The organism is Enterobacter sp. PTB, from assembly GCF_051130085.1.
GTDB lineage: Bacteria > Pseudomonadota > Gammaproteobacteria > Enterobacterales > Enterobacteriaceae > Enterobacter > Enterobacter ludwigii.
Map to the genome: position 1 here is coordinate 42,435 of NZ_JBDKEE010000028.1, position 11,178 is coordinate 53,612.

9 protein-coding genes are annotated in these 11,178 nt (G+C 53.6%); 3 read left to right on the forward strand and 6 right to left on the reverse strand.

What is annotated here, in order from left to right; translation table 11 throughout:
• Positions 1-39: 39 nt before the first annotated feature.
• From phnD to AAIR21_RS23545, 4 genes are all read right to left on the reverse strand, one after another.
• Positions 40-1,056, reverse strand: a complete 1,017-nt coding sequence (gene phnD / locus AAIR21_RS23530; protein ID WP_014168267.1) for a phosphonate ABC transporter substrate-binding protein — start codon at positions 1,054-1,056, stop codon at positions 40-42.
• A 24-nt stretch (positions 1,057-1,080) separates the two neighbouring features.
• Positions 1,081-1,869: a phosphonate ABC transporter ATP-binding protein gene (gene phnC / locus AAIR21_RS23535; protein WP_014168268.1), complete on the reverse strand. Its 789-nt coding sequence runs from the start codon at positions 1,867-1,869 to the stop codon at positions 1,081-1,083.
• 136 nt (positions 1,870-2,005) lie between these two features.
• On the reverse strand, positions 2,006-2,443 hold the full coding sequence (yjdN, locus tag AAIR21_RS23540) for a VOC family metalloprotein YjdN (protein WP_014168269.1): 438 nt from the start codon (positions 2,441-2,443) through the stop codon (positions 2,006-2,008).
• An 80-nt stretch (positions 2,444-2,523) separates the two neighbouring features.
• Positions 2,524-2,859, reverse strand: coding sequence for a zinc ribbon domain-containing protein YjdM (locus AAIR21_RS23545; protein WP_020882810.1), 336 nt, complete (start codon positions 2,857-2,859; stop codon positions 2,524-2,526).
• A gap of 596 nt (positions 2,860-3,455) precedes the next feature.
• On the opposite strand from AAIR21_RS23545, the gene crfC reads away from it, so the two are divergent.
• Together crfC and AAIR21_RS23555 are read left to right on the forward strand one after the other, a co-directional pair.
• Positions 3,456-5,810 carry a clamp-binding protein CrfC gene (gene crfC / locus AAIR21_RS23550; RefSeq protein WP_434682360.1) on the forward strand — a complete coding sequence of 785 codons (2,355 nt, stop codon included), beginning with the start codon at positions 3,456-3,458 and terminating at the stop codon, positions 5,808-5,810.
• Entirely contained in the window at positions 5,807-6,685 is an 879-nt protein-coding gene (locus tag AAIR21_RS23555) for a diguanylate cyclase regulator RdcB family protein (RefSeq protein ID WP_014168272.1), read from the forward strand. Before crfC ends, AAIR21_RS23555 begins: the two co-directional genes overlap by 4 nt.
• Before the next feature lie 32 nt (positions 6,686-6,717).
• Here the strand turns inward: AAIR21_RS23555 and kdgT are convergent, their stop codons facing one another.
• The gene (kdgT, locus tag AAIR21_RS23560; RefSeq protein ID WP_014168273.1) at positions 6,718-7,710 is read right to left on the reverse strand and encodes a 2-keto-3-deoxygluconate transporter; all 993 of its coding nucleotides are present in this window, start codon (positions 7,708-7,710) and stop codon (positions 6,718-6,720) included.
• Between the two features lie 649 nt (positions 7,711-8,359).
• Here kdgT and proP point away from each other — a divergent pair.
• Positions 8,360-9,862, forward strand: a complete 1,503-nt coding sequence (proP, locus tag AAIR21_RS23565) for a glycine betaine/L-proline transporter ProP (protein WP_020882807.1) — start codon at positions 8,360-8,362, stop codon at positions 9,860-9,862.
• Positions 9,863-9,894: 32 nt separating this feature from the next.
• Here proP and AAIR21_RS23570 read toward each other — a convergent pair whose 3' ends face one another.
• Entirely contained in the window at positions 9,895-10,848 is a 954-nt protein-coding gene (locus AAIR21_RS23570) for a nickel/cobalt transporter (protein ID WP_014168275.1), read from the reverse strand.
• Between the last annotated feature and the right edge of the window lie 330 nt (positions 10,849-11,178).

Sequence of the window (11,178 nt, forward strand, 5' to 3'; positions counted from 1 at the left end):
GTCTGAATGCCCTCTCCCACCGGGAGAGGGCGGTAAGCGTTATTGCACCGCTTTATTCACGCTGCTCATGGCGCCGAGCGCCGCGGTCAGGCGGTCAAGGTCTTCGAGCTGAGCCTGAATCGCAGCCACTTTGCTGCTCTTCTCCTCCTCCTTCAGACCCTTGTTGTCCTTCACGCCCTGCATCTCTTTAAACAGCGCCAGCTGGCGAATCGGGACCAGCTGCAGGTCGCTTGACGGGCGGAAAGGTGCCCAGCCCAGGCGTTCCAGAACCGTTTTTTCTTCCGGCGTTTTGCCGTAATTCATAAAGAAGTCGTACACCTTGTCTTTGGTGGTCTCAGACAGGTTTTTGCGCCAGACGATGGGGTCGCCCGGGATCAGAGGGGATTTCCAGATAACCTTCAGCGCTTTCAGCTTGTCCGGTGCCGAGGTTTTCAGCTTGTCGAGGTTCTCGGTGTTGTTCGTGGCAACATCCACCTGCTTATTGGCCACGGCCAGCGCGTTGGTTTCATGGCTGGCGTTCACGGTGCGCTTAAACTCGCTGGCAGAGGCGTTGTTTTTAGCAAAGACGTAATAGCCCGGCACCAGGAAACCTGAGGTGGAGTTGGGATCGCCGTTACCAAACGTCAGCTCTTTACGTTTGGCGAGCATGTCGTTCAGGTTGTTAATAGGGCTGTCTTTATTGACGATCAGCACGCTCCAGTAACCCGGAGAGCCATCTGCGGCAACGGTCTGGGCAAAGACCTGGCCGTTCGCGCGATCCACCGCTTCCATGGCGGAGAGGTTGCCGTACCAGGCGATGTCGACTTTGTTAAAGCGCATCCCCTGGATGATGCCCGCATAGTCCGGGGCGAAGAAGGCGTTCACTTTGATCCCCAGTTTGGTTTCCATATCTTTCAGGAACGGTTCCCACTGAGGTTTCAGGTTCTGCTGTGATTCCGTCGAAATAATGCCAAAGTTCAGCGCTTTTTCCTGCTCCTGGGCGTACGCAGGGCTTAACAGAGTGCTTATGCTGAACATGCTGGTAAACGCCAGCGCGGCAACGGCTTTGTAGCTCATGTACTTTCCTCGGATCGGTTTTAATTAAGCAGCCTGCGCGTTCTCTTCGACGCGGTTAATGCTGCGGTAGAGATGGTCGAAACGGTCGTTATCAAACTGATGGCTTGGGCCATCAAAGAACACATGCCCCTGACGCAACGCGACGATGCGCTCGCAATAGCGCAGGGCGTAGTCCACCTGGTGCAGCGTCACCACCACGGTGATGCCGTCGTTGAGGTTGATGTCGCGCAAGGTTTCCATCACGATGCGAGCCGATTCCGGGTCCAGCGAGGCAATGGGTTCATCGGCAAGAATGATTTGCGCTTTTTGCATCAGGGCACGGGCGATAGCCACGCGCTGCTGCTGTCCACCGGACAGGGTGGAGACGCGCTGGTGGGCGAAATGCGCCATTCCGACGCGGGTCAGCGCCTGCAACGCTTCCTGCTTTTGAGAGGGGGAGAACCAGCGCAGACAGGTACGCCAGAACGGGGTGCTGCCGAGCGCGCCAATCAGCACGTTCTCCAGTACCGTCAGGCGATTGACCAGGTTGAACTGCTGGAAGATATAGCCCGTCTGGGCGCGGCTTTTGCGGATATCCCGCGCCAGGCGTCCTGCACGCTGCACGGTGTTGCCCAGCAGCTCGACGTGGCTTTCTGAGGTCTTATCACAGGTGATAAGGCCGCTTAAATGACGCATAAGGGTGGATTTACCAGAGCCGGATGGCCCCAGGAGCGCCACCATTTCGCCCTGCTGGACGGTCAGATCAACGGCATGCAGGGCCTTGTTGTGATGAAAGGTCTTGCTCAGTTTCTCGACGCGGATAACAGTTTGCATATGCTGGGCCTCACAATAAATGTGGCCTCATGCTGGCGCATCAATATGACATTTGGGTTAAGTCTCGGTTGCGGGAGTTTGAAGAGTTGAGGGGAGTTTGATGACAGGCGGGGGCAGACTGCCCACCGCCAGAAGATCACTGCTGTTGCTTAACGACGTTAATCATCCACGGCACGCCGTATTTGTCGGTGACTTTACCGAAACCGTGCGCCCAGAAGGTCTCCTGCCAGGCCATTTCGATATGGCCTTCCGCGGCCAGATTGTCGAACCAGCGTTTGCCTTCCGCCACGTCCTGGGTGTCCAGCACCAGCGTGAACCCGGCATACTGCGCTTTGCTGCCGGGCGGCTGCCCATCACTCATCATGATATCGCTGCCCGCAATGCGAACATTCGAGTGGGCGATCGCCGAATCCGGAAACTGCATGCCAGACGGACAGCCTTCTTCGCTGCTGTCGCCTTTTGGCATTTCACCGAAGGTGATTTTATAGAGGAGCTCTGCGCCGACGGCGTGCTGATAAAAGGCGGAGGCCTCGGCACAGTTACCGGCGAAAGAGATGTAGGGACTTAACGGCATAATCTATACCTCACGTAAGAAGAGCCCGTTAAGTGTAGTTCTCGCCAGCCCGGTAAGCGAAGCGCCACCGGACGGGTAAATCAGTTCTTTTTCACAAACTCTGATTTCAGTTTCATCGGGCCAAAGCCGTCAATTTTGCAGTCAATATTATGGTCGCCTTCTACCAGACGGATATTCTTCACTTTAGTGCCGATCTTCAGCATGGAAGAGCTGCCTTTAACCTTCAAATCTTTAATCACGGTGACGCTGTCGCCATCAGCCAGCAGATTACCGTTCGCATCTTTTACAACAAGCGTATCAGTATCGTGCGACGGCTCGGCGTCATTCCATTCGTGAGCGCATTCCGGGCAGATGAACATGCCATTATCTTCATAGGTGTATTCAGAATTGCATTTCGGGCAGTGTGGGAGTTGCATAAGGGTATCCTCAAAAAGTGCGTAACACGCTGGAAAGTGCCAGCAAAATGACGGCTGGGTGCCGAAAAAGGGGGCAAGTATAACGCAAATCCACACCGTTGTCGGTGATATTCTATTTAAAAAAAAAGCAAAAAGCGTGTCGCCAGTGACATTTCCTGTCAGTCAGTTAAGCGATGCTTACGGCATTAACACGGTGGAAATAAATGGCAGTAAATATATCGAATATTTTATTGCAGCAAATTGCTACGCACCTCCATTTCGGATAAGGTGAAGCGACACATTGTTATTTATCTCCTGACTTCCCCGTCATCCATATCTTATGGCGGTGACGCATTACCTCTCTTTTTAGGTGGGTAAATAATGATGATATATCCTGAAGTTTCTTAAAAATGGGCCAGGCTTTTATCTTTTGGCTGTCATGCCAGAGGGGAAGCTTTACACGCCATGCAAGGATAGCGATTTATTTCTGATTATCTTCAATCAGTTATATTTCGGTGAACATGTTTTCCACACGTGATCATATAAGCCTGAACAACATAATTAAAACCAGTGGCTTAATAAAAGTAATAAATTTGCGTTAAGGAAAGGCTTTTATCATGCACACACAGACCATTTTTGAATTAAGCCAGGAAGCAGAGCGTTTGTTACAGCTCGCCCTGCAAAATCTTGATACGTTGAAATCAATGCCGACGGCGAAGCTGGAAAGCACCGCCGCAGCCATTACCGGTGAAAAGAACAACGTCTTACCTTTGCATTTTAGTGCGCGGGGTGTCGAAGCCCAGCAGGCTATGCTGAATAATGAATTACGAAAAATAACCCGTCTGGAAATGGTGCTGGCAATTGTGGGCACCATGAAAGCGGGGAAATCGACCACCATTAATGCCATTGTCGGAACCGAAGTGTTGCCGAACCGCAACCGACCGATGACGGCGCTTCCGACATTGATCCGTCATACGCCGGGTCAGAAAGAGCCGGTGCTCCATTTTGCTCACGTCTCTCCTATCGATGAATTAATCCTCCTGTTACAGAAAAAGCTCTGCGATTACGATCGCGGGAAGCTGGCGCAGCGTCTGGAAATTGATAAGGACATGATTACGCTGCTGGAAAGAATTGAAAAAGGTGAGGCTTTCGAGAAGCATCACCTTGGTGCGCAGCCGATATTTCATTGTCTGAAAAGCCTTAACGACCTGGTGAGGCTCTCACAGGCGTTGGGCGTCGAGTTTCCGTTCTCTGAATATGCGGCCATCGAACACATTCCGGTGATCGAAGTGGAGTTCGTGCATCTCGCGGGTCTGGATGCCCACCTTGGGCAACTGACGCTGCTTGATACCCCTGGGCCGAATGAGGCCGGGCAACCGCATCTGCAAAAAATGCTGAGCGAGCAGTTATCCCGCGCGTCGGCGGTGCTGGCGGTGATGGATTACACCCAGCTCAAATCGATTTCCGATCAAGAGGTCCGGCAGGCCATTTCAGTCGCCGGTAAATCGGTGCCGCTGTATGCGCTGGTCAATAAATTCGATCAGAAAGATCGTAACAGCGACGATGAAGAACAGGTTAAAGCGATGATCTCCGGCACCTTAATGAAAGGGAATATTTCGCCGGGACAAATTTATCCCGTTTCGTCGATGTGGGCGTATCTGGCGAACCGCGCCCGTTATGAGATGACTACCCACGGTCAGCTACCGGATCACAAGGAGCAGCGCTGGGTTCAGGATTTTGCTGAAGCTGCGCTGGGACGCCGCTGGCGTACGGAGGATTTGGACGACATCGACCATATTCGTCATGCGGCCGATTTGCTGTGGGAAGATTCGTTATTTGAACAACCGATCCGCAAGCTTATTTATGCTGCCTATGCCAATGCATCGCTCTTCGCCCTGCGTTCGGCGTCGCATAAGCTGCTTAACTACGCCCAAAATGCCCTGGAGTACCTGGACTTCCGCTACCAGGGGATGACGGTCGCTTTTGAGGCGCTGGAATTGAATATCGCGCGCCTGGAAGAGGACATGGCCCTGCTGCATACGCGTCAGCGCGTGGTGAGCGACGAAGTGAAGCATGAAGTGGAGCAGGCGCTTAACACCACCGCTGACTTTATGATGTCGCAGAATACTTCACTCCAGCAGGCGATTAGCCATGTGTTTAGCGCCCGCTCTGTTCTCGACCTGGCTGGCATCGAACCGCGGGATCTTCGCCGTGACGAGCCGCAGGCGCTGAAACAGCTGGTACTGGATGATGAAGGACAGGCGCAAATTGCGCTGAGTAAAATCCGCTCCTCCTGCGAGCTGATCATGCTGGATGCGCAGACGAAGATCGGCCGGGAGCTGGCGTTACGCTTCGATCAACTGGAGTCGACGCTGGCGCGCTCGCTGAATGAAGCCATGCGGCCAATCGAAACGCGTATTAAAGAACAACTCAGCCATGCGGGTTTTCGCGCGCGGATAAGCTTCCCGGCGTTTCAGGCGCATCAACTTAACTTCAACACCCGGGCGCTGTTTAACGATGCCATTGCGCAGGACCACCGCCCGGCAGGCCAGCCAGCGGGCGCGGCGAGCATGCGTGAAACCGTCTCTCGCTGGCTGAATAACCCGGGCTGGGGCTGGGAAGATTATGTTGTCGCACGCACACGCTATGTCATTGATATTGAACAGCTGCATGAAAAATTCAAGCAGCATATCGATCAGTTCTGTGAACAAATCCGTAAAGCTTTGACCGCCCAGGTCGATGTCTCTGTTACGGCGGGGATGGCAACGTTCTTTGCGGAATTTTCGTTATGCCTGACCGGGTTACAGGAAAGTTTGCGTGATAGCCTCGCAGTACGTCAGCAAAATGAGCATTCGACCCGAGCGCTCAGCCAGCTGTTAAAGCAAAGTATCACGACTGCGACGTGGATACAGGAAGATACCCGACTGTTACGCGATGATATTCAAACCCTATTCGCGGCAGAACAACCATGACAACACAACTACTGGACGGCCCCGGGCGAACGCTGGAGTGTATTCATCCAAAATTTATGGTCGATCTGGTTCAGGGGGTGGACGCGGCGCGTCATCCCCACCCGGGACCACAACAGCTGCAGTTTCGTGAGCGTTTGACCCAGGAGATCATGACGCATACCCGGCTACGGCCCTGGGCGATGGCGGGTATGCTTAATGAAAATGCGGCGCTGCGCCTGGGGCTGGCGGAAAAGCTGGCCGGTATGCTTGACCCCGGGCACCTTGCGCTGACGCTGATGGCAGACAAATTGATTGCGCTACGTCAGCAGACTAACCCGCGGGCCCAGCAGTCGCCCGGCCTGATTCAGCAGTATGCTGAGCTTTCCGCTCATTTTACGCAACGAGCCGCCTATAAAGAGAAGGCGCTCTCCCAGCGAGGGCTGACGGTGCAGGCGGGTGAGCACAGCGAACAAATTTTTACCCGCTGGCGAGCCGGTCACTACGATGGCTGGTCGCTGGCCGGGCGTTGCTACGTCGTCCTGGAAGAGCTGCGCTGGGGCGCATTTGGTGATGCCTGTCGCCTGGCGAATGAAGACGTGGCGGCGATGCTCAAGGATAACTTACGCAGTATGGCGGCAAACTATCTTGCGCAGGGCATCAACGCTTCTCCTTCCACCCGCCATTTCTACCATCAGTGGCTGACAACGCCCGCGTCGCCGGGATTGATAGATCATAAAGACATGCTCGGCTGGCTGGGCGACTGGTGTCAGGCGGATAACCATCCGGTGAGCTGGTCGGTGACGCAAAGCTGGCACACTGTCGCGCTGGGTATGCCGAGGCTGTGCTCGGCAAAACGGCTTGTGGATGGGATGGTGGAAGAGATTTTTGGTGGCTGAAATCCCCCTCTCACCGGGAGGGGGAGCACCGGTTAGTGGTGTGTTTCAACAGGCTTAGGCTCTGTCTGAACCTCAGCAACATGTCCGACACGTTTTGCGTACAGTGCGGTGATGATGGGAACCAGAATCGCGGTCACAATCACGCTGGCTGCAACCAGTGCCGTCGCGGACGCAGCCACCGGTTCAAAAGCCGGGTTAATCTGCGCAATGATCACCGGGTTGGCCACGGCTGCACCTGCGGCTGAAGAGGCGGCGATCCCCGCCGTTCCGTTTCCTCCCCCAATGACCCGGTCGGCAATAATCAGCGGAATACCGGTGATGATGATCACCGCCACGCCCAGCACGATACCCAGCAGACCCGTATCGAGGATGACATTCAGGTTGATGGTGTTACCCAGCGCAAAACCGAAGAACGGGATCAGCACCGGCGTGGCTTTGCTGAAGAAATCACGCAGATCGTGATCCAGGTTACCCAGAGCAAAACCGATCAGGAAGGGCAGGATCGCGCCGATAAAGTGGTGGGGTTCAAAGGACGCCAGGCCAGCAGAGCCCAGAATCAGCATGGTCATCAGCGGACCGGACTCCAGAGACATCAGGACAAATGCACCTGACTCTTCTTTGGTGCCGTACTGGTTCATCAGGCTGGCATACAAACCGCCGTTGGTCATATCCATCGCAGAGACAATTGCCAGAACCGATAATCCGGCGAAGAATCCGGTCTGAATTCCATTCTCCGGAATGAACATCGCACAGATCATTGCCACTACCCAGGCCACGGCAATTTTCGTAATCACCAGCGTGCCGGATTTCCGTAATACGGTGCCTGTTGCCCGTAAATTAATTGAGGCGCCGATACAAAAGAACCAGACGGCCAGAATGGGAACGGTGCCCGTAATCATCCCTTTTGTGAACCCGCCAAAATAAGCGCCGGTTTCAGGAGCCAGGGTATTCAGGATAGCGCCCAGTACAAGCGGAACCAGCATCATACCGCCCGGTATGCGTTCAATCGTGGCTTTAATCTTCATAGATAACCCTCAAATCGTATCCCGCATGGCGGGCGGCAAAAACTAAAAAATAAATCAATAAATTCAATGTATTGAATGTCTTTGGGTTCGATGGCGTCATTACCCATGCAATAAAACTAAAAAAGCGATCCTGGTAAACGCGGTGCCACAGCACCGGGAACGTGGTATTCGGAATTATCATGCGATCATTGGAATGATGATTCAATGAAAATAAAACAGTGTTTTAGTTATCTGCATCACATATTGACGTAAACGTTTTAAACGCGCGTCGGAGGGTTATAATTTATGTAAATCTGATGTGAAGTAATGGGGTTTCATTTTCCGTTGTCCGGGAGATAATGACGTGTGTGAGGATGTGTTTTTATGGCGATTGAGAACGTGCAGATTTGCGCTAATTGACAAAAACTGCAGCCAGCTGACGTAACATAAATATATGTGTGAAGTTGATCACAAATATAAACGCTGGTAGGGTAAAAAGGTCATTAACTGCCCAGGCAGGCGTCAACAGGTTCGGTTGTATCGACGTAAAACGTCAATGTAAGTAAACCTGCTACGCTTGAATAAGGCGATTCGCATGGAGCGGATCCCATGGTTCACAGATCGCATACGGGACTGTGAAACGGACAGGGCCGAGTCTACGAGGATAGCTATGCTCAGAAGGAAAAAAATCAAACCCATCACGCTTCGCGACGTCACCATTATTGATGACGCCAAACTGCGCAAAGCGATCACCGCCGCCTCGCTGGGTAATGCGATGGAATGGTTCGATTTTGGTGTTTACGGCTTTGTGGCCTATGCGTTAGGTAAAGTGTTCTTCCCCGGCGCCGACCCCAGTCTGCAGATGATTGCCGCGCTGGGTACGTTCTCCGTCCCCTTCCTGATTCGCCCGCTGGGTGGTCTGTTCTTCGGTATGCTTGGCGATAAATATGGTCGCCAGAAGATCCTTGCTATCACCATTGTCATTATGTCGATCAGTACGTTCTGTATCGGCCTGATACCGTCCTATGCCAGCATCGGTATTTGGGCTCCGATTCTGCTGCTGCTTTGTAAGATGGCCCAGGGCTTCTCCGTAGGCGGTGAGTATACGGGTGCCTCTATCTTTGTCGCAGAGTATTCCCCGGACCGTAAGCGCGGCTTTATGGGAAGCTGGCTGGACTTCGGCTCGATTGCCGGGTTTGTCCTGGGTGCGGGCGTGGTGGTGCTGATTTCTACCGTCGTCGGTGAAGAGAACTTCCTCTCCTGGGGCTGGCGTATTCCGTTCTTCCTGGCGCTGCCATTAGGGATTATCGGTCTTTACCTGCGTCATGCTCTTGAAGAAACGCCGGCGTTCCAGCAGCACGTTGAGAAACTGGAGCAGGGCGACCGCGAAGGGCTGCAGGATGGACCGAAAGTCTCCTTTAAAGAGATTGCGACGAAGCACTGGCGCAGCCTGCTGACCTGTATTGGTCTGGTCATCTCCACGAACGTGACCTACTACATGCTGTTGACCTACATGCCGAGCTATCTGTCGCATAACCTGCACTATTCAGAAGACCACGGTGTGCTGATTATTATCGCCATCATGGTGGGTATGCTGTTTGTGCAGCCGATTATGGGGCTGTTGAGTGACCGCTTTGGCCGTCGACCGTTCATTATTCTGGGGAGTGTCGCGCTGTTTGCCCTGGCAATCCCGGCCTTTATTCTGATTAACAGTAATGTGCTGGGTCTGATTTTTGCCGGTCTGCTGATGCTGGCGGTGATCCTCAACTGCTTTATCGGGGTGATGGCCTCGACGCTGCCTGCGATGTTCCCGACACACATTCGGTACAGTGCGCTGGCGGCTGCCTTTAACATCTCGGTGCTGATTGCCGGTCTGACCCCGACGCTTGCCGCCTCGCTGGTGGAAAGTACGCAGAACCTGATGATGCCGGCTTATTACCTGATGGTTATCGCGGTGATTGGTTTGATTACCGGTATTACCATGAAGGAGACGGCGAATCGTCCTCTTAAAGGGGCCACGCCTGCGGCGTCTGATATCCAGGAAGCGAAAGAGATCCTGCGCGAACACTACGATAATGTAGAGCAGAAGATTGAAGATATTGATGCAGAGATTGAAGAGCTGCAGCAAAAACGCTCCCGCCTGGTGGACCAGCATCCACGAATCAACGAGTAATAAAAAACCCGCCGCTGGCGGGTTTTCTTTTATTAGCAGCCTGCGGCGATGTAATCGCCATTGGCGCTGATGGGGAGTACCGTCAGGAACAGCACGGTCGCGAACAGGATCAGGACTATCCCTCCGGCTATTTTAAAGACCGGGACCAGCCAGCTGAGTGAAGCCCCGCCGCCAAACCAGGCCACCGTCCGCTCTCGGGCATAACGTACCGCCAGTGACAGGCCCATAATCGACAACGCCGTTCCCAGCGACATGGTCATGACCGCGGCCATCCCCCAGGTAACAATACCCAGCGCATTTGAAAACATCAGGATCATGATCGCCCCGCTGCACGGACGCGCACCAATCGCCAGTATGACGCCCAACCGGGTTTTCCAGTCGCCTTGCGCCAGATCTGCACCTACACCGTGATGACCACAACCACAGTGTTCATTATGTTGATGAAGGGGCGTGATGGCTGAGATAGCCATCCGGCGAGGTCGCAGGCTTTTCAGCGCCTGGTAAATGACAAATACACCAAATGCACCGATGAGCACCGCGCTGATCTTCTCGACGTACCAGCGGCTGGTACTGATATCCCCCGATGCAAGGTTAAACCCTACCGCCAGAATAAAGACAAAGAGAATGGCGCTGACGCCCTGCATCAGGCTGCCAAGAAAAGGAACGACCCGGGCGGCCCGTTCGCTTTCTTTATTTGTCGTGAGGTAGGTCGTCACAATGAATTTCCCATGCCCCGGCCCGATGGCGTGCAACACGCCATAGAAGAAGGCGCCGGTTAATAGCCATAACCCGCCGCTGTACTGGTGGTTGTTAAGCTGGAGCAGGTACATCACCAGATAACGGTGCAGGGTAATTTGCGTGGCAAGGCACCACTGAAGAAAGGTGTTCCAGTGCGTATGCAGGGTAAACCCGGCTACGAGGATCGCCAGCAACATGATGCCTGCTGTAGGAAGACGCCAGTCACGCGTCAGTTGTTGTGTGGTCATGGGGTGGCCTGGTGGGGGAATATTTGTCGCTAGTATAGTTGATCTTGCCTGTTAATCCGTAGGATCGCACAGAGATCCCGCCTCAATTGTGGATAAGTCTGTGTGTAAATGGGTATAAAGCGGGGTTTTGCTGGGGAATACAGCAGTCAGTCATCTTTTTGCAACTTTTAGGTTGCGGCCTGCTGAGAACTCCCTATAATGCGCCTCCATCGACACGGCGGATGTGAATCACTTCACAGTTAACCCGGTCGGTTGAAGAGAAAAAATCCTGAACATCAGGGTTGACTCTGAAAGAGGAAAGCGTAATATACGCCACCTCGCGACGGTGAG

Bases quoted from the DNA above. Each gene is read 5' to 3' on its own strand.
- AAIR21_RS23570 (WP_014168275.1), bottom strand. From the start codon at position 10,848: ATGACCACACAACAACTGACGCGTGACTGGCGTCTTCCTACAGCAGGC.
- proP (WP_020882807.1), top strand. From the start codon at position 8,360: ATGCTCAGAAGGAAAAAAATCAAACCCATCACGCTTCGCGACGTCACC.
- phnC (WP_014168268.1), bottom strand. From the start codon at position 1,869: ATGCAAACTGTTATCCGCGTCGAGAAACTGAGCAAGACCTTTCATCAC.
- kdgT (WP_014168273.1), bottom strand. From the start codon at position 7,710: ATGAAGATTAAAGCCACGATTGAACGCATACCGGGCGGTATGATGCTG.
- yjdN (WP_014168269.1), bottom strand. From the start codon at position 2,443: ATGCCGTTAAGTCCCTACATCTCTTTCGCCGGTAACTGTGCCGAGGCC.
- crfC (WP_434682360.1), top strand. From the start codon at position 3,456: ATGCACACACAGACCATTTTTGAATTAAGCCAGGAAGCAGAGCGTTTG.
- phnD (WP_014168267.1), bottom strand. From the start codon at position 1,056: ATGAGCTACAAAGCCGTTGCCGCGCTGGCGTTTACCAGCATGTTCAGC.
- AAIR21_RS23555 (WP_014168272.1), top strand. From the start codon at position 5,807: ATGACAACACAACTACTGGACGGCCCCGGGCGAACGCTGGAGTGTATT.
- AAIR21_RS23545 (WP_020882810.1), bottom strand. From the start codon at position 2,859: ATGCAACTCCCACACTGCCCGAAATGCAATTCTGAATACACCTATGAA.